This is a genomic window from Sphingomonas desiccabilis (assembly GCF_004135605.1).
Taxonomy (GTDB): Bacteria; Pseudomonadota; Alphaproteobacteria; order Sphingomonadales; family Sphingomonadaceae; genus Sphingomonas; species Sphingomonas desiccabilis.
Genome location: NZ_SDPT01000002.1, coordinates 549517 through 568778 on the forward strand (window position 1 = coordinate 549517; position 19262 = coordinate 568778).

Below are 19262 nucleotides of genomic sequence, written 5' to 3' on the forward strand. Positions count from 1 at the left end.
CGCCTGCAAGCGCTCCTCGTGCTCCCGCGCAGGCGGGAGCCCAGGGTTCCACAAGCTATCGGCCGTTGTTCTGCTGGACCCTGGATCCCCGCCTGCGCGGGGATACGGATATGAGGTCCCAGACTGGCGGTGATGCCCCGCGCGGGGCGCCGCGCCCACCTTACCCCCAGCGGCGGACGTGTTCGTCGTCGCGACCTTCGCGGATCATCGCCGCCTGCTCGCGCCAGCCCTCGCGGGCGATGGTGCCGGGGGCGAGGCGGAGCTGGACTTCCAGCGACTGCTCGTCCTCTGCGGTCATCGCCTCGATCGCCTTGAAGGTCTTGATGCCGCGGTCGTTGAGCTCGCGCTCGCGGACCTCGTCGATGCCGCGGATGCGCGAAAGATTGTCGCGGCCCCAGCCGAACCAGCCGCCCAGCCCCTCGTGATGGCGATGCGAGTCGTGCGTGTGCGACGTCGCCGCAGCGGTCGCAGCCGTGGCCGCGACCGGAACCGCGGTGCCGGCGACGGTGCCGGTGGTGCCTACGGGCGCAGCACGCAACGCGCGGTCCCGCTCGCCCTCCAGCTCGCGGATGCGGGTGTCGCGCGCCTTCAACTCGGCCGTGGTTTCATCCCGATAGCGGCGGTGCTCGATCTCCTCGGCGTGATGCCGCTCGCGCCACTTGCGGCCTCCCGAACTGGAGGCGAGGCCGAACAGCCAGCCCGCGACCAGGCAGAGCACGAGGACGAGATATTGGGTCGGCGTGTGGAACAGCATGGCGGCCTCCGATCGATTCGGAGCGTCAACGACGCGGGGAAGCCCTGCGTTCCTTTGCGTCGGTCAGGATGACTTCAGCGCGTCGGAGATCGAGCAGGCGGCGGGGCCCAGGATCACCACGAACAGCGTGGGCAGGATGAAGAGGATCAGCGGCACCGTCATGATCGCCGGCAGCCGGGCCGCCTTCTCCTCGGCGCGCATCATGCGCTCGTTGCGGAACTCCCCGGACAGCACGCGCAGCGCGGAAGCGAGCGGGGTGCCGTATTTCTCCGTCTGGATCATGGTGGTGGCGACGCTGCGGATCGCGTCCAGGTCGATGCGCTGGGTCAGGTTTTCGAAGGCCTGGCGGCGCTCGGTGAGAAACCCGAGCTCGATCGCGGTGAGCGAGAATTCCTCGCCGAGTTCGGGATAGGCGCGTCCGAGCTCGCGTGCGACCCGGCCGAACGCGGCATCGACGGTCAGGCCCGCCTCGGCGCAGATCACCAGCAGGTCGAGCGCGTCCGGCAGCCCCTTGCGGATCGCGTCCGAACGCTTGGTGATGCGATTCTTGAGGTAAATGTCCGGCGCCTTGTAGCTCGCGACCAGCGCGCCCGCGACGAGGAGGTAGGATTTCAACGGCCCCCAGCTGGCGAAGGTCTCGGTGCCGTAGACCAGGAAAATCACGGGGCCGCCGATCAGGATCGGCAGGACCAGCCGGCCGAAGATCACCGCGACGGCCCATTCGCGCGACCGGATGCCGGCCTGGAGCAGCTTGGTCTGGGCGGCCTTCAGCTGCTCGTCCTGCAGCACCTTCAGAGACGAGAGGGTCGCGCGCATCCAGTCGGTCGTCTCGTTCTTCTTGACGAGTTGCGCCCGGCGGCGGGACACTGGCGCGACGATCCCCGCCTTGAGCTGCTCGCGGCGCTCGTGAAGGGCCTTGACGCGCTTGGTCATGGGATCGCGGACCGACAGGGCGGCATAGATCGCGATGAGCACGGCGAACGCCGCCACGCCGGCGAGCAGCGTCGCCACCATCAACACGTCGACGCCCAGGATCGTCGGCCCCTCGGGATTGCTCAGCATCGCGTCAGATCTCGAAACTGACCATCTTGGCCATGATGAAGCCGCCGATCGCCATCCACACGAAGCCGCCGACCCCGATGACCATCAGCCGCTGGTCGGTGAAGAAGTCTGCCAGATAGTCGCTGTTGACGAACCAGATCAGCCCGAAGACGACGAAGGGCAGCGAACCGACGATATAGGCGGATGCCTTGGACTCGGACGACATGGCCTTGATCTTGAGCTTCATCTGCGATCGCTTGCGCAGCACGTCCGCCAGGTTGCTGAGCGTTTCCGACAGGTTGCCGCCGGTCTCGCGCTGGATCGCGATGGTGATCAGGAAGAACTGGAACTCCGGCGTGCCGATACGCTCCGCGGTTTCCTGAAGCGCAGTATCCAGAGTGCGGCCGATACGCATGCGGTCCGATACCGCGCGGAACTCCTCGCCCACGGGACCCGGCACTTCCTGGCCGACCACGCCCATGGTCTCGGTGATTGGCAGGCCCGATCGCAGGCCGCGGACCAGTAGCTCGATCGCGTCGGGGAACTTGGCGGTGAACTTCCCCACCCGGCGGTTGATCGCGAAGCCCACGACCTTGTGCGGGATCCCGGCGCCCAGGAACAGACCCACGAACAGGCTGAGGAGCAGCGGCATGCCCTGGCTCCACAGCAGGATCGTCGCCCCGATGGCGATCCCCAGCGTCGCCATGCCGTACTGGCCGACGGTCCAGCTCTTTCCGGTCATGGCGAGCCGCTTCTGGAGCTGCGCAGGGTTGGGCAGCAGTCGCCCCGCCGCCACATCCATGCGCGTGGCGCGCGCGGTGGTGATCCGACGGATCTGCGCTTCCATGCTCGTGCCGGCGGTAGCCGCCTGATGCCGCTCGCGGACCGCGGCCAGCCGGCGCGCCCGGGCCTTCTCCGCGGACGGACCCATGAAGGCGAACGCCAGCAGCAGCAGGACCAGCGCCGATCCCAGGATCAGCAGCAGGAACGGCACCGGGTTCATGCCCGCCGGTCCCCGATCTGCCTCGTTCCGAGCATCCGGCCGCGCCTATCGCTTCGCCGGCTTGGCAGCGAAGCGGGAGCGGAACTGCCCCAGCCGTCCGAGCAGCGACGGTGCGCCGGCACTGGGCGCGGCCGGGCGACCCGCGCCGCCCTCGCCGAGCGCGTCGGCGACCGCCACCACCTGCGCTGCCAGGTCGACCAGCGGCGCGATCGTCTTGGACCCCTTGCCGACGTCCGCCATCGGCTTGCCGAGCTTCGCCGCCTGGGCCGCGAGCTTCTGGTCGAACGGCAACTGATAGTCGATCGGCCGCTCGATCGAATTTTCGAAGTCCTTGCGGCTGATCTCCAGCTGCTGTGCCGGGTGGACGCGGTTGGCGATCACGAACACCGTAGCCTCCGGCGCGTTGCTCTTGAGCCAGGAGAGGATGCGGATCGCGTCGCGGGCGGCAGCGAGCGTATATTCGGTCACCACCACGACCACCGGCATCTCCTGCGCCAGTTGCGGATGATTGACCAGGATCGAGCGCGGCAGATCGACCACCGTGCATTCATAGGCGCTTCGCATCTCCTCGCGCAGGCGACGAAAGACGCTGCCGTCGGTCAGCACGGGGCTGCTGATCGGCGCCTCCGCGGAGAGCACGGCCAGCCGGTCCGAGGCGCGCACCATGGCGCGCTCGATGAACAGTCCGTCGATACGGCTGGGGTTGTCGATCGCGTCGGTGAGGCCGCGGCCGGGCTCCAGGTCGAGCGCGAGCGCATCGGTGCCGAAGTGCACGTCCAGGTCGAGAAGGGCGGTGCTGCGCCCGGCGCGCTCGCTTACCAGCCAGGCAAGGGACGTCGCGACCGTCGACGCGCCGGCCCCGCCGCGCGTGCCGATCACCGCGACGGCGCAATGGGGCCGCTGCACCGACGCTGCGGCCGCCTCGCTCGGCTTGGGGGTGGTGAGCGCCGTCTGCGCCTGGGTGAAGGCGTCGCGCACCGCATCCGGATTAAGCGGCTTCAGCAGATAATCCTGGATGCCGCTGGCGATCAGGTCGCGATAGAGCCGGACGTCGTTGACCTGGCCGGTGGCGATCACGGCCGTACCCGGCTCGCACACCTCCGCCAGCGCGTTGATGTCGTTGATCGGATCGCTCGATTCGGAAAGATCGACGAACAGCACGTTGGGGCTGGAGGAAACGGAGAGCGCCTGCACGGCGCTGCGCAGGTTGCCGCGCTGGACCCTGTCGGCCGACCAGCCGAAGGCGTGGACGATCGGGCGCAACGTGTCGGCGGAGGCTTCGTCGGTGACGAAGCCGGCGAAGGGATCGCGATTGGCGGGACGGCTGGCCATCAGTTCCCCGCCGATCCGGTGGTGCTCGCGCCAAGGCCGCCGCCGCTACCCGCGCCGCCTGCGGTCCCCTGGACGCTCAAGCCGCCCGCGCGGTTGGATGCGGCACCGCGATAGGCCTGGATCGCGCGCGCGGCGTTCACCGGGTCCGAGACACCGGTTCCGGTCTGGCCGTGGATCAGGTCCTCGGGCCGCGCAACCATCGCCGCGAGGTTCGAGTTCACCGCGCACCCGTAGTTGGGGTGGGTGTGCGAATCGAAGGTGTAGGCGTTGAGCGGATCGCTGCGCGGACAGGACGGCACGCTCGCCGACGCGCGGGTGAGGACGACACGCACCGTTCCCGGGGCTACCGCGCTCGGCGCCGGCGACGCGGTGTCCGCGAGCAGGAGCCCGTAGCGCGCGGCCTCGGCCGCCACCTGCGCGCGGGCGCCGGTCGCGCCCGCCGGATCGTCGACCGCGATGCGATCGCCGTAGCCGGGCTGCAACGCGGCCAGCCAGCCCGCCAGCCGGCCCGCCTCGCCCTCGCTCAGGCCATAGGTCGTGGTCGCCAGGTCGACCGCATAGTCGCTGCGCGAGACGACCGGCTGGTTGACCGATTCCAAACCCCGGTTCGCGCCGGGGTCGCATGCGGCGAGGAGGAGGGCGGGGGCGCACAGCGCCACGGCCGCAAGACGCGAGTACATGTTCTTCTCCAACGGCGGCGTCATGGGTTGCTGAAGCCCGGCGCGGCGGACCTCTTCTTGCGCTTGCCTGAGCGATCCTCGGCCAGCACCGGAAGGCCGGGGCCGGCCGGCAGCGGGGCGCCGGCTACCGGCGCGCCCACCACCGGCGGAGGTGCCATGGTGGGCACCGGTCGCGGCCCGCCGAACGTCGGGCTGGTGGCATTGCCGAGCAGCACGCGGTCTGCGTCATCGGGCGCGCGATACCCATCGGTCGGCAGCACGATGCGGTTCGCGTCGATCGGCTTCACCAGATAGGGCGTGATCACGATCACCAGCTCGGTCTCGTTGCGCTGGAACGCGTTGGACCGGAACAGCGAGCCGATGATCGGCAGGTTGGCCAGAAAGGGCGCCTGGTTCACAGAATTGTCGTGGCTGTTGGACAGCAGCCCTGCGATCATGAAGCTCTGGCCGGAGCCGAGTTCCACGGTCGTTTCCGCGCGGCGAGTGGTGAGCGCGGGAATCGTGATGTCGTTGAGCTCCACCGCACCAGCAGTGGTGATCTGCGACACCTCCGGACGGACGCGCAGGGAGATGCGCCCGTCCGAGAGGACGGTCGGGGTGTAGGCGAGGCTGACGCCATATTGCTTGTATTCGACCGAGATGCTGCCGATCGCGCCCTGGCTGATCGGGATCGGAATCTCGCCGCCTGCCAGGAAGGTGCCCGTCTCGCCGGACACCGCGGTCAGATTCGGGTTGGCGAGCGTCGTCACCTGGCCGTTGCGCTCGCCCAGGTCGAGCGAGGCGAGCAGATCCAGCCCCAGCAGCCGGCCGGCAGCACCGATCGTGGTCCCGATCTCGGGAACCGCCGGACCGGTGAAGCCGGTGCCCCCGGAAGGCAGGCCCTCGATGGTGCCCTGGCGACCCTGGCCGATGTTGAACAGGAACCCGCCCGTGGTGTCGCGCGAGGTCAGGTTGACGCCGATGTTCTTGACGTAGCTGCGGCTGACCTCCGCGATGCGTACCTGCAGATTGACCTGCAGGGGGGTCGCCGTCTTCAGCCGGCTGAGCACGCGGGTGTTCTCGCCTACGAAGGCCTGTGCCAGGGACTGCGCCTCGGCCACGTCCTCGGGGGAGCGGACGGTGCCGGTCAGCAGCACCATGTTGTTCATGGACGTGGCGACGATCTGCGCCTCGGGCATCGCGAGCGCGAGCATCTCGCCGATCGTCGTGATGTTGTTCCCCACGCGAACGGTCGCCGCATAGACGGTCGCCCCGCTGCGGGAGACGGCGTGCACGGTGGTCTCGCCCGGCGACTTGCCGAACACATAGAGCTGCCGGGCCGAGCGGACCTGAACGTCGGCGATGCGATCGTCGGCAACGAACACGTCCGTCATGGGCGCTGGCAGGTTGATGATCTGGCCTCGGCCGGAGTTCATCTGGATCACCGGCGGCGAGGGAGCGGCGGTCTGTGCGGCGGTCTGCGCGGCGAGCGGGGCAGGGAGGCCCATGAGGGTCGCCAGGGCGGCGATCAGTGCGAGCGGCGTGCCCAGCAGCCTTGCCTGGATACGCATGTCAGTTCCTCCCCCCGACCGGGACAACGGTAACCGCGCTGCCGCGCGCGATGCGGACGCTCGGCCCGGCAATGGCCATGGCGCTGCCGGCGGCCCCCTGCATTGTCCCGAAGATCGGCGGTGGAGCCCTGTCCGTGCTCTGGGGCTTGCCGGGCACCGAACTGCGCTGGAAGCGCGAGACGTCGGCGCCGGTCGACACGGTACTGCCGCCGTCAATCGGACGTGCGGCAAGGCGCGCGAGGGCCGCGCGTTCCGCGTTGGGATCGTCGCGGTCCGGAAGGCCGGCGTCCTCGCCGCTCGCGATCGCCTCCTCGAGTTCGGTGCCGCTGTCGGCCAGCGAGCGGAGCGACAGGGACAGCTGGCCCACTGCCTGGGCGACCGAGATCTTTTCGGCGATGCGCGGGGTGGCCTCCAGCGTCACGGTCGAAAAGGCGTTGACTACCGTGTTGCCCTTTTCATCGACCTGCTTCTCGGTCCGCTGGTCGGTGGCGAGCACGCGCAGGTTGCGCAGCATCGTCTCCGAAGCCTTCAACGGCGGGCCGTCGCCGCCACCCTCGATGTTCTGGGTCAGGATCAGGTCGACGCGGTCGCCCGGAAAGACGAAGCCTGCGACCGCTGCCTGCGTGGAGACCGGCACCGTCACCGCACGCATGCCGGGGCCAAGCGCCGCCGCCAGGAACCCGCGGTCCCCCGGCTTCACCAGAGCGCCCTGGGTGATCGGCTGGCCGGCAGGGATCGGGTAGCGCACCACCGTCCCGACCAGCTTGGTCGCGTCCGGCGATCCCTCGGTGAAGTAGGCGTTGGTGACGAGGTCCTGCGGCCACGCCTGGAACGCGAGCGCGTCGGCGTCGATGATCGTGCCGACCGGGAGCGCGCGCTTGGCGACCAGCACCTTAGGCCCCGCGACGACGGTGGGCTCGCCGGATGCCGTGGTGGTCGGGGCCGACGCGCCCTGCATCAGGCTGCGCGCCATGAAGGCCGTGATGGCCGCCACGAACAATGCGCCCACCAGCAGCAGGACTTTACGAGAATCCATGAGGTCGAGGCCCTTCCGTGCCTTGGCGGCGTTGATGCGGCATTAGGCAGTCACCGGAACTGGTTAAGAATGGGTTCGCGGATCACGAGGAGCGCTGCCATCGCGATCGCGACCCCATAGGGTATCTCAGGAAGTTGTTTCTTTTTTCTCAACAGCTTGTCGAGAACCATCAACAGGGTGAGAGCACCGCCCAGCAGCGACATCAGTATCAGCATCCACAGCAGCGGCTGCGGCGGCAGCCACAGCGCCAGCGCGCCGATCAGCTTCACGTCGCCGCCGCCCATCTGCCCCAGCCAGAAGGCCGCGACGAACAGGCCGAAGACCGCCACCGCCACCGCCAGCTGGATTGCGACGCCGGGCCACGGGCTGAGCCCGCTCGCCATCCACCAGCCGGGTGCGAGCAGCGCGATCAGGCCATTCTTCCAGTTCGCGATCTCACGCGTGCGGACGTCCTCGATGCCTGCGGACAGCAGAAGCGCCACCAGCGCGAGCAGCAGAATGGAGGGGAGGGACAGCGGCATTGTCCAAGGCCCTAGACGCAGCCGCTTACGAAACCGTAACCGGGGGCATGGCTGCCCACGCCCTGTATCGCCGCGCGATTCCCGCCGCGGCGCGGATTACCCGATGGCATGCACCCGACGGGTGGGTGCACCGCCGGTTCGACTGGCCGGCAGCAGACGGCGCTCGCCAGCGCGGCGCCATGCTGTTCCAGGTCGGACGCGGCGACGTGTTCGAGAAATATCTGGAAAGCTTCGCGCATTGGCGTGCGTGCGGCTGGTCGATCACGAGCTTCGACTGGCGCGGGCAGGCCGGGTCGGGCCGGCTGACGGCCAACCCCCATTGCGGCCATATCGACACGTTCGACACCTATGTCGACGATCTCGCGGCCTTTGCCTCCGCATGGCGGGGGGAGCGGGTCGGGCGGCACGTGATGGTCGGACATTCGATGGGCGGGCACCTGGTGCTGCGCGCGCTGGCGGAGGGCCGGGTTACGGCGGATGCGGCGGTGCTGGTGGCGCCGATGCTGGGGCTGAAGTCGCCGGTGGGCCCGCGCTTCGGCGAGCGCGCGGCACGTCTGCTGGCCGGCTTCGGCTCCCGCAGTCGACCGGCCTGGCGCGGTAACGAGCGCCCGTTCACCCGCGCCTCGCGCCAGGCGCTGCTGACCTCCGACCGCGCGCGCTATGAGGACGAGCTCTGGTGGCTGGAGGCGAACCCGGCCCATCGCACCGGACCGCCGAGCTGGGCATGGGTGCTGGAGGCGTTCCGGTCGACCCGCACGTTGAACGCGAGCCCTGCGCTCGCCACGCTGGACGTTCCGGTACAGCTGCTGGTCGCGGACGGGGATGCGCTGGTCGATCCGGAGGCGGCGCTGGCGGTGGCGGCGCGGCTCAAGCGGGCGACGCTGGTCCGCTTCGGACCGGAGGCCCGGCACGAACTGCTGCGCGAGACGGATGCGATCCGCGACCGTGCGCTCGCCGAGATCGACCGATTCCTGGCCGAAGTGCCGGTGCCGGCGTGACCCGCCGGATCGCCATCGTCGGCGCAGGCATGGCCGGCGCGAGCCTTGCCGCGATGATCGCCGGTACGGATTCGGTCGTGCTGCTGGAGGCGGAGGCGCACCCGGGCTTCCACGCCACGGGTCGCTCGGCGGCCTTCTGGTCGGAGACCTATGGGGGGCCCGGGGTGCAGCCGCTCACCAGCGCGTCGGGGCCGTTCCTGCACCGGCCGCCGGCGGAGTTCGGGGGCGAGCCGTTCCTGGGCCAACGGGGCGAACTGATGATCGCGCCCGCAGCGGACCCGGCAGCCCTGGACGCATTCGAGGCGCGGTTTGCCGGGTCGGGAATCGCGATGGTGCGCGAGGACGCGGCACTGCGGGTGCCAGGCCTGAGAGGCGAATGGCAGGGCCTGTGGATGCCGAGCTGCGCCGACATCGACGTCGCGCGGTTGCACGGGGCCTTTCTTGCCCGCGCCCGCCGGATGGGCGCGATCCTGCGCTGCGACGCGATGCTGGTGGAGGCCCGGCGGGCGGCGGGAGGCTGGCGGCTGCGGCTGGGCGATGGCGCGGTGGTGGACGCCGACGTGCTCGTGAACGCGGCCGGCGCCTGGGCGGACCGAATCGCGGTGCTTGCCGGGGCCGCGCCGGTCGGCATCCAGCCCTATCGCCGCACCATGGTGCAGCTGCGCGTCGATCCACCGGCGCCGCCGTCGCTGCCGGTGGTGATGGACGCGGCGGGTGGCTTCTACTTCAAGCCCGAGCCCGGCGGGCGCGTGTGGCTGACGCCGCATGACGAGACGCCGGTGGAGCCCGGGGATGTGGCGGCGGAGGAGATCGACGTCGCCCGGGCGATCGACCGGATGCAGCGCGTCGTCGACTGGCGGGTCGAGGCGGTCGAGCGGCGCTGGGCCGGCTTGCGCAGCTTCGCGCCCGACCGGCTGCCGGTCTATGGCTGGGACCCGCGGGTCGAGGGGCTGTTCTGGTGCGCCGGGCAGGGTGGGTTCGGCATTCAGACCGCGCCCGCCGGCGCGGCGCTATCGGCGGCGCTGCTGGGACGGGGAACCATGCCGGCCGGCGTGGACGCCGGTCTCTACCGTCCGGAACGGTTCGGCTGACGCCTCAGGCGGCGGCGCTCCGGCCGCCCGCCGCCATCGCCGCGTCGCTTGCGAGCTTGTCGGCGCGCTCGTTCTCCGGGTGGCCGGCGTGGCCCTTGACCCAGACCCACTTGATCTGGTGCGGCTTGGCGGCGGCGAGCAGCGCCTGCCAGAGTTCGGCGTTCTTCACCGGCTTCCTGTCGGCGGTCTTCCAGCCGTTCTTCTGCCAGCCTTTGATCCACTTGGTGAGGCCGTCCATCACGTAGCGGCTGTCGGTGGACAGCGTCACCTGGCACGGCCGCTTGAGGGCGTTCAGCCCCTCGATTGCGGCCATGAGTTCCATGCGATTGTTGGTGGTATGCGCCTCGCCGCCCGACATCTCGCGCTCATGCTCGCCCGAACGGATCACCACGCCCCAGCCGCCGCGGCCGGGATTGCCCTTGCACGCGCCGTCGGTAAAGATCTCGACGGAGGTCAGTTCGGTCATCGAAACGCGTTCCTGTTGTTCTCGTACCAGTCGAGCCGCCGCAGATAGGCGAGCGGGTCCTTGCGCGTCACCAGCGCATCGGCGGGGGTGTTGATCCAGTCCCAGGCGCGCGTCAGCAGGAAGCGGATGCACGCCCCTTGCGCCAGCACGGGCAGCGCTGCGCGTTCCTCCGGCGAAAGGCCGAAGCCGGCTTCATAGCCCTCCAGCAGGGCGCGCCCGACGGCCGGATCGAGCGGAACGCCCCGGCCGTCGAAGCTCCACGCGGAGTGCATCACCGCCAGGTCGTAGGCGCGGACGTCGGTGCAGGCGAAGTAGAAGTCGATGAGGCCGGTGACCTCGTCCCCCAGCATCAGGACATTGTCGGGAAACAGGTCCGCATGGATCGCGCCGGTCGGCAGCTGGTGCGGCCAGGCGGCGAGGGTGCGGTCGAGTGCGCCGTCGACGCGCTCGCGCAGGCCGGCTTGGATGCTGTCGAGCCCGGGCGCGCATTGCTCGAACAGCTGCGGCCACGCCCCGACGCCCATGGAGTTGGGGCGGACCGGTGCGAAGTCGGTGAGCGCCGCGTGCATGCGCGCCATCGCCGCGCCCCCGGCGCGCGCCTGGGTGGGCGTCGGCTGGCTGAGCGACACGCCCGACAGGAACTCGATCAGGCAGGCGGGGCGGCCTTCCAGCGTCTGGATCACCATGCCGGTGCGGTCGGGCAGCGCGCGCGGCACCGGGTTGCCCGCATCGGCCAGCCGGTCGATCATCGCGAAGAAGAAGGGCAGGTCGCCCGCATCCACCCGCTTCTCGTACAGCGTCAGGATGAAGCGGCCGCGGGTGGTGTCGACCAGATAGTTGGAGTTCTCGACCCCTTCGGCGATGCCCTTGGCCGAAACCAGCGCGCCCACGTCATAGCGGGCGAGGAAGGCGCCGAGCGCCTCCGCCGAAACCTGCGTATAGACGGCCACCGGTCAGGCGGCAGCGGCTTCGAGGCCGCGGGGCAGCTTGAAGGTCAGGGTCTCGCGGGTCATCTCGACCTCGCGCTCGTGGATCTCGTATCGCTCGGCAAGGCGATCGACCACTTCGCGCACCAGCATCTCGGGGGCCGACGCACCGGCGGTGAGGCCGAGCGAGCCGACACCCTCCAGCCACGCGAAGTCGATCTCGCTGCCGCGCTGGATCAGGTGCGATGGCGTGCCCTCGCGCTCGGCGACTTCAACCAGGCGCAGCGAGTTGGACGAATTGGGGGCGCCGATGACCAGTACCAGGTCGCACGAAGAGGCGATCGCCTTGACGGCCGCCTGGCGGTTCGAGGTGGCGTAGCAGATGTCGTCGGCCTTGGGCGCCACGATCGCCGGGAATCGGCGCTGGAGCGTCGCCATGATGTCGGCGGTGTCGTCGACCGACAGCGTGGTCTGGGTGAGGAACGCGAGGTTGTTCGGATCGGCCGCTGTCACCGTTTCGGCATCCTCCACCGTTTCGATCAGCGTCATCTGACCCTGCGGCACCTGACCAAAGGTGCCGATCACTTCCGGGTGGCCGGCATGGCCGACGAACAGGATGTGGTGGCCGGTGGTCACCAGCCGCTCGGCTTGGCGGTGGACCTTCGACACGAGCGGGCAGGTGGCGTCGAGATATTCCAGGCCGCGATCTTCCGCTTCTGCCGGCACCGACTTGGGCACGCCGTGCGCGGAGAAGACCACCGGCACGCCGGCAGGAACCTCGTCCAGTTCCTCGACGAAGATCGCACCCTTGGCGCGCAGGCTGTCGACGACGAACTTGTTGTGGACGATCTCGTGCCGGACGTAGACGGGCGCGCCGTGCTTCTCGATCGCGAGCTCGACGATGCGGATCGCCCGGTCGACGCCGGCACAGAAACCGCGGGGCGCCGCGATCAGCAGCTCGAGGACGGGCTTGGCAGCGGGCGGCGTGGCGGGATCGGTCATCACCCTGGCGCATCTACGCGATTGCTTGCGCGCTTGAAAGGCGCTTCCTATGCTGGCGACGGTCCGGGTCGGCGCTAGCGCGGCGGCCCGTTCGTCGTGAAAGGTGTACTCCCCTGTGATCGTCCGAACGCTCGCTGTTTCCGCTGTCGCGCTCCTCGCTCTCGCGGGGTGCAGCCGTAAAGGCGAGATCGACGTGACCCGTGGCGTGGGCATCACCAGCGTCCGCTCCGCCTGCCCGGCGGCCGGCGTGCCCGCCGGCACCGGCGACATCACCCTGTTCGATCCGGCCGGCAACCAGCTGGCGAGCGCGATCGACGTGACCGCGACGATCACCAACGTGCGCGCCACCTGCAACGAGTCGGGCGAGGACATCGTCTCCACCGTCACCTTCGACATCCAGGCGCGCCGCACCCGCACCGATGGCGCACGCCAGGTCGACCTGCCGTACTTCCTGACGGTGGTGCGCGGCGGATCGCAGGTGGTGGCCAAGCGCATCAACCATGCCGTGCTCGACTTCCCGGCCGGCGAGGCGCGCGCGCAGGCGACCGGGAGCGCGACCGCGGTGGTGCAGCGCTCGGCCGCGACGCTGCCCGACGCGATTCGCCAGCAGATCGTCCGCCCGCGCAAGGCCGGCGCAGAGGATGCCGCGGTCGATCCACTGTCGACGCCGGAAGTGCGCCAGGCCGTGCTCAACGCCTCGTTCGAGGCGCTGGTCGGCTTCCAGCTGACCCAGGACCAGCTGCGCTACAACGTCACGCGCTGATCTGGCGCCGGCCTAATCGACTCGCGCCGCGCGAGGCCGATTGACTCGGCTCCGCGGCCGAGCCAGAGCGAAACCGTCGATGGTCGGACAAAACGGCCATGGGCACGCGCGGGAGAGCGCCGCCGGCCTTGCAGGCCGCATGCGGCCGCCGAAGGAGCAACCGCCCCGGAATCTCTCAGGCTAAAGGGACCGCGCGCGCCAACGACACTCTGGAAAGCGCGCCGTGATTTCGGCGCCACCGAAGGGGTAAGCGTGGGGTGCCCGCGCGAAAGCTCTCAGGTTCCGTGACAGAGGGGGCGGCGGGGACGCGGGGAGGCCTGTGTCTGCGTCGTGCCGACCTGCCGGAGACTGCGCAATGAGCGACCCGAATTCCTCCCAAGATGCGGACGGCCTGGAGCCGATCGCCCCTTCGCTGCTGCCGCTCGATGCGTGGCATCGCGCCAAGGGCGGCCGCATGGTGCCCTTCGCCGGCTATGTGATGCCGGTGCAGTATGAAGGCATCATGGCCGAGCATCTGTGGACCCGCCAGCACGCCGGCCTGTTCGACGTCAGCCACATGGGCCAGCTGCTGTTCACGGGCGAGGGCGTGGCCCAGGCGTTGGAAGCGCTGCTGCCCGGTGACCTCCAGGTGCTGGCGGCCAACCGCATGCGCTATTCGCTGCTGCTCGCCGACAACGGCGGCATCCTCGACGACCTGATGGTGACCCGCCTGCCGGAAGCGCATCCATTCGGCGAGGCGGGCGAGCCGGTGCCGGCCGGCGAGGCCTTCTACATGGTCGTGAACGGCGCCACCAAATACGACGACCTCGGCCATCTGCGCGAGGCGCTGCCCGACTCGATCACCATCAACCACCTGGAAGATCGCGCGCTGCTGGCGCTGCAGGGGCCGGAGGCGGTCACCACGCTCGCACGCCTGATCCCCGGCGTCGACGCGCTGCGCTTCATGACCGCGGGTGCGTTCGAATGGGCCGGCCATGCGCTGTGGATCAGCCGCTCGGGCTATACCGGCGAGGACGGCTGCGAGATCTCGCTGCCGGCCGAGGCGGTCGAGGCCTTCGCCGACGCGCTGACCGCCGAGGCAGAGGTCCAGCCGATCGGCCTGGGCGCCCGCGACTCGCTGCGCCTGGAGGCGGGCCTGCCGCTCTACGGCCACGACCTGGACGAAGAGACCACGCCGGTCGCCGCCGACCTGGGCTTCGCGCTGTCGAAGCGCCGTCGCGAGGAGGGGGGCTTTCCTGGCGCCGAGCGCATCCTGGCCGAGCGTGCCGAGGGGCCGGCGATCAAGCGCGTCGGCCTGCGCGTCGACGGCCGCCAGCCGGTGCGCGAGGGCGCGACGGTTGTCGATCAGGCCGGCAAGACCATCGGCCGCGTGACCTCGGGGGGCTTCGCCCCCAGCGTCGGCGCGCCGATCGCCATGGCCTATGTGCCGGCCGCACTTGCGGTCGCCGGTACCGAAGTCACCCTGTCCCAGCGCGGCAAGACCCATACTGCAGAGGTCGTGCCGATGCCGTTCATTTCCCACCGTTACGTCCGCTAAGGAGCGCCGTCGATGAGCCGTTATTTCACCGAAGAGCATGAGTGGGTCGAAGTCGACGGCGACGTCGCGACCGTCGGCATCACCGAATATGCCCAGAGCCAGCTGGGCGACGTCGTGTTCGTCGAAGTTCCCGACGAGGGTCGCGCACTCTCCAAGGGCGACGACGCGGCGGTGGTGGAGTCGGTGAAGGCCGCCTCCGACGTCTACACCCCGGCCTCCGGCACGGTGGTGGAGGGCAACCCGGCGCTTGAAGCCAATCCGGCGCTCGTCAACGAGGACCCGGAAGGCGAGGGTTGGTTCTTCCGCCTGACGCTCGCCGACGCCTCCGAGCTGGAAGGGCTGATGGACGCGGACCAGTACGCGGCGTTCGTCGCCAAGCTCTAACCCCAAGTCCTGCCGGCTGCGAGGCCGGCATCTCGGGCGGGTGGCTCTTGTGGAGCATACCCGCCGCAGGAGAACCCGGCGGTCGCCGGACCTTTGCAAAAGGCGCAACAGGCGCCCAGATACTCCCGTATCCCTGCGCAGGCAGGGATCCAGGGCCAGGCAGAACACCGGCTTGCGGCGTCTGGAACCCTGGGCTCCTGCTTTCGCAGGAGCACGAAGCGGGGCTTTCGCAAAGGTCTTACGGGCACCGGGCTACTGTCCCGAAGGATCGCCATGCGCTACCTGCCTTTGACCCAGCCCGACCGTGAGGCGATGCTCGCCGCGGTGGGCGCGTCCTCCGTCGACGCGCTGTTCGCCGATGTGCCGGAGGCCGCGCGCCTCGACGGGCCCATTCCCGGCCTGCCAAACCATGCCAGCGAGCTCGCCGTCGAGCGCCACCTGTCGGCGCTTGCCGCCAAGAACCTCGCCGCCGGCACCGCGCCGTTCTTTCTCGGCTGCGGCGCCTATCGCCACCATGTCCCGGCGAGCGTCGACCATCTGATCCAGCGCGGCGAGTATCTCACCGCCTACACGCCCTATCAGCCGGAAATCGCGCAGGGCACGCTGCAGATGCTGTTCGAGTTCCAGACGCAGGTCGCGCAGCTGTTCGGCTGCGACGTGGCCAACGCGTCGATGTACGACGGCTCGACCGCCTGCTGGGAAGCGATCACCATGGCGCGCCGGGTCACCCGCCGCGGCAAGGCGATCCTGTCGTCGGGGCTGCACCCGCACTATGTCTCGGTCGCGAACACCATGGCGAAGTTCACCGGCGACGTGCTGGAGACCTCCGCGCCGACGCTCACCGCCGACACCGATGCCGAGGCGCTGATCGCCGCGATCGACGGCGACACCTCGTGCGTGGTCGTACAGTATCCCGACATCCTCGGCCGCATCCCGGACCTGCGCCCGATCGCCGAGGCGGCACACGCCAACAAGGCGCTGCTGATCGCCGTTGTCACCGAGCCGGTGGCGCTGGGCGCGATCGCCTCGCCGGGCGAACTGGGCGCCGACATCGTCGTGGGTGAAGGCCAGTCGCTGGGCGTCGGGCTGCAGTTCGGCGGGCCGTACGTCGGCCTGTTCGCCTGCTCGGACAAGCTCGTCCGCCAGATGCCGGGACGTTTGTGCGGCGAGACCGTGGATGCCGAGGGCAAGCGCGGCTTCGTGCTGACGCTGTCGACCCGCGAGCAGCACATCCGCCGCGAAAAGGCGACGTCGAACATCTGCACCAACTCGGGGCTGTGCGCGCTCGCCTTCTCGATCCACATGACGCTCTTGGGCGAAAAGGGCCTGCGCCAGCTCGCCGCGAGCAATCACGCGCGCGCCGTGGCTGCGGCCGACCGGCTGGCGAAGGTGCCGGGCATCGAGCTGGTCAACACCAGCTTCTTCAACGAGTTCACGCTCAAGCTGTCCAAGGAAGCGCGGCCGGTCGTCCGCACGCTTGCCGATCGCGGCGTGCTCGCGGGCGTGTCGCTCGGCCGGCTCTATCCGGGCGAGGCGGAGCTCGCCAACGGCCTGGTGGTGGCGGTGACCGAGACGGTGACCGCGGAAGATATCGAGACGCTCGCAACCGAGCTCGAAGAGGTGCTGGCATGACGATCAACCAGAGCGGCTGGCGCCCCGAGATGGGCGGCAGCGACGAGGCCACCCAGGCGACCTTCACCGGCAACCGCGCGCTGATGCTCGAAGAGCCGCTGCTGTTCGAGATTGGCTCCACGCGCACGACCGGCGTCGACTTCGACGACGCGCCCGAGGCGCCGTCGCGCCTCGGCGGCATGGAGCGCAAGGACCCGATCGGCCTGCCGGGCCTGTCGGAGCCGGAGGCGGTGCGCCACTACACGCGTCTCAGCCGTCAGAACTATGCCATCGATCTGGGCCTGTTCCCGCTCGGCTCGTGCACCATGAAGCACAACCCGCGCCTGAACGAGCGCATGGCGCGGCTGCCTGGCTTCGCCGACGTGCATCCGCTGCAGCCGGTCGACACGGTGCAGGGCGCGCTTGAGGTGATCCACCAGCTGGCGCACTGGCTGGTGACGCTGACGGGCATGGACTCGGTCGCGATGAGCCCCAAGGCGGGCGCGCATGGCGAACTGTGCGGCATCCTCGCGATCCGCGCGGCGCTGGAAGCGAAGGGCGAGGGCCACCGCAAGGTGATCCTGGTGCCCGAGAGCGCCCACGGCACCAACCCGGCGACCGCGGCCTTTGCCGGCTTCAAGGTCGAGGACATTCCCGCCACCGCCGAAGGGCGCGTGGACCTGGAGGCGCTGAAGGCGCGGCTGGGGCCGGACGTGGCGGGCGTGATGATCACCAACCCGAACACCTGCGGCCTGTTCGAGCGCGACATGCGCGCGATCAGCGACGCGGTGCATGGCGTCGGCGGCTATGTCTATTGCGACGGCGCCAACTTCAACGCGATCGTCGGGCGCGTGCGTCCGGGCGACCTGGGCATCGATGCGATGCACATCAACCTGCACAAGACCTTCTCGACCCCGCACGGCGGCGGCGGACCGGGTTCGGGGCCGGTGGTGTTCTCGGCGGCGCTGACGCCGTTCGCACCGCTGCCCTTCGTCGAGAAGCAGGGCGACCGCTTCGCGCTGATCGAGGAAGAGACGGCGGGCGAGCATCATGCCGGCAGCTTTGGCCGCATGGTCGCCTTCCACGGCCAGATGGGCATGTTCACCCGGGCGCTCAGCTACATCCTCAGCCACGGCGCCGATGGCCTCAAGCAGGTGTCCGAGGACGCGGTGCTCAACGCCAACTATGTGCTGCGGAGCCTGGAGGACGTGCTCGACGCGCCGTTCGGCGGCAGCGGCCCGTGCATGCACGAGGCGCTGTTCTCGGACGAGGGGCTGGCCGAGGGCTTCACGACGCTGGACGTGGCCAAGGGGCTCATCGATGAGGGCTACCACCCGATGACGATGTACTTCCCGCTCGTCGTCCACGGCGCGATGCTGATCGAGCCGACCGAGACCGAGTCGAAGGCGGCGCTCGACCAGTTCATCGGCGCGCTGCGCTCGGTGGCGGAACGCGCCAAGGCCGGCGATCAGGCGCTGAAGGGCGCGCCGCACTTCGCCCCGCGCCGCCGCCTGGACGAGACCCAGGCCGCCCGCAAGCCGGTGTTGCGCTGGAAGGCGCCGCAGCCGGCGGCGCAAGCGGCCGAGTAAGTGCATGCAGCCTCCTCCCGGGCGGGCCGTCCGGGAGGAGAAGCGGCCGACACGCGCGCGCGGGCGCCTATCGTCGGGACCACGCCGGAACCGGCCAAGTATCGCCTACGTTGTTCCGAATAGTTCACGCTCCGTTCAACCGCTTTCTGCGATCAACGGCTCATCTCTATTCGGGAGATTTTCCCATGTTTCTGAAGCGCATCCGTACTTTGGCGCTGATCGCGGCGGCGGGCCTGGGCGTCAGCGCCTGCGCCTATGACGATTATGGCTATGGCGGCATGTCGGTCGGCTATGGCTCGGCCGGCTATTACGATCCCTATTACGACGGCTATGGCTACGGCTACGGCAGCGGCTTCGGCTCGCCCTATTGGGGCTGGTACGGCGACTATTATTATCCGGGCACGGGCTATTACGTCTACGACCGCTACCGGCGTCCGCATCGCTGGAACGACGGCCAGCGCCGCTATTGGGAGCAGCGCCGGCACGGCTGGCGCGGCAACGACCGTCCCCGCAACAACTGGAACGACTTCCGGCCTGGCGACGGGCGTCCCGGCGTGCGGCCTGGCCGCCCCGGCGACGGGCGTCCGGGCGTGCGGCCTGGCCGCCCCGGTGACGGTCGTCCGGGCGTGCGCCCCGGTCGTCCCGGCGATGGCCGTCCGGGCGACGGGCGCCCCGGTGTTCGTCCGGGGCAAGGCGGCGAGTATCGTCCCGGCGTCCGCCCGGGCCGGCCGGGTGCCTGGATCCCCAGTTCGCGTCCCGACCAGGGCGGCGCGGGTGCCCAGCGTCCGGATCGGCCGGGCGGCAGCGACGCGCGGCCGGGCGGCCGTCCCAGCCCCAGCTGGGGAAATCGCGGCGGGCGTTCAGGCCCGCGCTGGGGCGGGCAGGGTGGCCGTTCGGGCGGTCCGCGGTTCAGCGGCCGGGGCGGATCGCGTCCGAACTGACGCCGGCAGGCGACGGGCCCGGGGCTGAACTAGGGCC

General features: G+C 69.9%; 19 protein-coding genes and 1 riboswitch. Of the genes, 8 read left to right on the forward strand and 11 right to left on the reverse strand.

Going from position 1 to position 19262, the window contains the following annotated elements:
• Positions 1-160: 160 nt before the first annotated feature.
• The 8 genes from EO081_RS10790 to EO081_RS10825 all read right to left on the reverse strand — a co-directional run bounded on the left by EO081_RS10790 (position 161) and on the right by EO081_RS10825 (position 7917).
• Complete coding sequence (locus tag EO081_RS10790; RefSeq protein WP_129341932.1) at positions 161-754, reverse strand: hypothetical protein; 594 nt, start codon at positions 752-754, stop codon at positions 161-163.
• Between the two features lie 63 nt (positions 755-817).
• The gene (locus tag EO081_RS10795) at positions 818-1816 is read right to left on the reverse strand and encodes a type II secretion system F family protein (RefSeq protein ID WP_183947927.1); all 999 of its coding nucleotides are present in this window, start codon (positions 1814-1816) and stop codon (positions 818-820) included.
• Positions 1817-1820: 4 nt separating this feature from the next.
• Positions 1821-2798, reverse strand: coding sequence for a type II secretion system F family protein (locus EO081_RS10800; protein ID WP_129341933.1), 978 nt, complete (start codon positions 2796-2798; stop codon positions 1821-1823).
• Between the two features lie 45 nt (positions 2799-2843).
• Entirely contained in the window at positions 2844-4130 is a 1287-nt protein-coding gene (locus EO081_RS10805; RefSeq protein WP_129341934.1) for a CpaE/TadZ family protein, read from the reverse strand.
• The gene (locus EO081_RS10810) at positions 4130-4810 is read right to left on the reverse strand and encodes a CpaD family pilus assembly lipoprotein (RefSeq protein WP_129341935.1); all 681 of its coding nucleotides are present in this window, start codon (positions 4808-4810) and stop codon (positions 4130-4132) included. The genes EO081_RS10805 and EO081_RS10810 overlap by 1 nt, the downstream gene beginning before the upstream one ends.
• Positions 4811-4830: 20 nt before the next feature.
• Positions 4831-6360, reverse strand: a complete 1530-nt coding sequence (locus EO081_RS10815; RefSeq protein WP_129341936.1) for a type II and III secretion system protein family protein — start codon at positions 6358-6360, stop codon at positions 4831-4833.
• Between the two features lies 1 nt (position 6361).
• Positions 6362-7396: a Flp pilus assembly protein CpaB gene (cpaB, locus tag EO081_RS10820; protein ID WP_129341937.1), complete on the reverse strand. Its 1035-nt coding sequence runs from the start codon at positions 7394-7396 to the stop codon at positions 6362-6364.
• A gap of 50 nt (positions 7397-7446) precedes the next feature.
• Positions 7447-7917 (reverse strand): A24 family peptidase, encoded by a 471-nt coding sequence (locus EO081_RS10825; RefSeq protein WP_129341938.1) that lies wholly within the window; start codon positions 7915-7917, stop codon positions 7447-7449.
• Between the two features lie 47 nt (positions 7918-7964).
• On the opposite strand from EO081_RS10825, the gene EO081_RS10830 reads away from it, so the two are divergent.
• Both EO081_RS10830 and EO081_RS10835 read left to right on the forward strand, forming a co-directional pair.
• Positions 7965-8915, forward strand: coding sequence for an alpha/beta fold hydrolase (locus EO081_RS10830; protein ID WP_129341939.1), 951 nt, complete (start codon positions 7965-7967; stop codon positions 8913-8915).
• Entirely contained in the window at positions 8912-10006 is a 1095-nt protein-coding gene (locus tag EO081_RS10835; RefSeq protein ID WP_129341940.1) for an NAD(P)/FAD-dependent oxidoreductase, read from the forward strand. The genes EO081_RS10830 and EO081_RS10835 overlap by 4 nt, the downstream gene beginning before the upstream one ends.
• Before the next feature lie 4 nt (positions 10007-10010).
• Here EO081_RS10835 and rnhA read toward each other — a convergent pair whose 3' ends face one another.
• The 3 genes from rnhA to ispH are packed head-to-tail and all read right to left on the reverse strand — an operon-like array spanning position 10011 to position 12400.
• A complete protein-coding gene (gene rnhA, locus EO081_RS10840; protein WP_129341941.1) occupies positions 10011-10472 on the reverse strand; it encodes a ribonuclease HI in 462 nt (153 codons plus the stop codon).
• Positions 10469-11422, reverse strand: a complete 954-nt coding sequence (thrB, locus tag EO081_RS10845; RefSeq protein WP_129341942.1) for a homoserine kinase — start codon at positions 11420-11422, stop codon at positions 10469-10471. Before thrB ends, rnhA begins: the two co-directional genes overlap by 4 nt.
• A 3-nt stretch (positions 11423-11425) precedes the next feature.
• Positions 11426-12400: a 4-hydroxy-3-methylbut-2-enyl diphosphate reductase gene (ispH, locus tag EO081_RS10850; RefSeq protein ID WP_129341943.1), complete on the reverse strand. Its 975-nt coding sequence runs from the start codon at positions 12398-12400 to the stop codon at positions 11426-11428.
• Positions 12401-12515: 115 nt separating this feature from the next.
• Here ispH and EO081_RS10855 point away from each other — a divergent pair, with 115 nt between their 5' ends.
• The 6 genes from EO081_RS10855 to EO081_RS16955 all read left to right on the forward strand — a co-directional run bounded on the left by EO081_RS10855 (position 12516) and on the right by EO081_RS16955 (position 19225).
• Positions 12516-13163, forward strand: coding sequence for a hypothetical protein (locus EO081_RS10855; protein WP_183947925.1), 648 nt, complete (start codon positions 12516-12518; stop codon positions 13161-13163).
• Positions 13164-13262: 99 nt separating this feature from the next.
• Positions 13263-13365, forward strand: a riboswitch (glycine riboswitch).
• Positions 13366-13518: 153 nt separating this feature from the next.
• The gene (gene gcvT / locus EO081_RS10860; protein WP_129341944.1) at positions 13519-14700 is read left to right on the forward strand and encodes a glycine cleavage system aminomethyltransferase GcvT; all 1182 of its coding nucleotides are present in this window, start codon (positions 13519-13521) and stop codon (positions 14698-14700) included.
• Between the two features lie 12 nt (positions 14701-14712).
• The gene (gene gcvH, locus EO081_RS10865; RefSeq protein ID WP_129341945.1) at positions 14713-15084 is read left to right on the forward strand and encodes a glycine cleavage system protein GcvH; all 372 of its coding nucleotides are present in this window, start codon (positions 14713-14715) and stop codon (positions 15082-15084) included.
• 273 nt (positions 15085-15357) lie between these two features.
• On the forward strand, positions 15358-16716 hold the full coding sequence (gcvPA, locus tag EO081_RS10870) for an aminomethyl-transferring glycine dehydrogenase subunit GcvPA (protein ID WP_129341946.1): 1359 nt from the start codon (positions 15358-15360) through the stop codon (positions 16714-16716).
• Positions 16713-18284, forward strand: a complete 1572-nt coding sequence (gcvPB, locus tag EO081_RS10875) for an aminomethyl-transferring glycine dehydrogenase subunit GcvPB (RefSeq protein ID WP_129341947.1) — start codon at positions 16713-16715, stop codon at positions 18282-18284. The genes gcvPA and gcvPB overlap by 4 nt, the downstream gene beginning before the upstream one ends.
• Before the next feature lie 185 nt (positions 18285-18469).
• Complete coding sequence (locus EO081_RS16955; RefSeq protein ID WP_183947923.1) at positions 18470-19225, forward strand: chromosomal replication initiator protein DnaA; 756 nt, start codon at positions 18470-18472, stop codon at positions 19223-19225.
• Positions 19226-19262 lie beyond the last annotated feature (37 nt).

Bases quoted from the DNA above. Each gene is read 5' to 3' on its own strand.
- EO081_RS10790 (WP_129341932.1), bottom strand. From the start codon at position 754: ATGCTGTTCCACACGCCGACCCAATATCTCGTCCTCGTGCTCTGCCTG.
- EO081_RS10795 (WP_183947927.1), bottom strand. From the start codon at position 1,816: ATGCTGAGCAATCCCGAGGGGCCGACGATCCTGGGCGTCGACGTGTTG.
- EO081_RS10800 (WP_129341933.1), bottom strand. From the start codon at position 2,798: ATGAACCCGGTGCCGTTCCTGCTGCTGATCCTGGGATCGGCGCTGGTC.
- EO081_RS10805 (WP_129341934.1), bottom strand. From the start codon at position 4,130: ATGGCCAGCCGTCCCGCCAATCGCGATCCCTTCGCCGGCTTCGTCACC.
- EO081_RS10810 (WP_129341935.1), bottom strand. From the start codon at position 4,810: ATGTACTCGCGTCTTGCGGCCGTGGCGCTGTGCGCCCCCGCCCTCCTC.
- EO081_RS10815 (WP_129341936.1), bottom strand. From the start codon at position 6,360: ATGCGTATCCAGGCAAGGCTGCTGGGCACGCCGCTCGCACTGATCGCC.
- cpaB (WP_129341937.1), bottom strand. From the start codon at position 7,396: ATGGATTCTCGTAAAGTCCTGCTGCTGGTGGGCGCATTGTTCGTGGCG.
- EO081_RS10825 (WP_129341938.1), bottom strand. From the start codon at position 7,917: ATGCCGCTGTCCCTCCCCTCCATTCTGCTGCTCGCGCTGGTGGCGCTT.
- EO081_RS10830 (WP_129341939.1), top strand. From the start codon at position 7,965: ATGGCTGCCCACGCCCTGTATCGCCGCGCGATTCCCGCCGCGGCGCGG.
- rnhA (WP_129341941.1), bottom strand. From the start codon at position 10,472: ATGACCGAACTGACCTCCGTCGAGATCTTTACCGACGGCGCGTGCAAG.
- ispH (WP_129341943.1), bottom strand. From the start codon at position 12,400: ATGACCGATCCCGCCACGCCGCCCGCTGCCAAGCCCGTCCTCGAGCTG.
- gcvT (WP_129341944.1), top strand. From the start codon at position 13,519: ATGAGCGACCCGAATTCCTCCCAAGATGCGGACGGCCTGGAGCCGATC.
- gcvH (WP_129341945.1), top strand. From the start codon at position 14,713: ATGAGCCGTTATTTCACCGAAGAGCATGAGTGGGTCGAAGTCGACGGC.
- gcvPA (WP_129341946.1), top strand. From the start codon at position 15,358: ATGCGCTACCTGCCTTTGACCCAGCCCGACCGTGAGGCGATGCTCGCC.
- gcvPB (WP_129341947.1), top strand. From the start codon at position 16,713: ATGACGATCAACCAGAGCGGCTGGCGCCCCGAGATGGGCGGCAGCGAC.
- EO081_RS16955 (WP_183947923.1), top strand. From the start codon at position 18,470: ATGTTTCTGAAGCGCATCCGTACTTTGGCGCTGATCGCGGCGGCGGGC.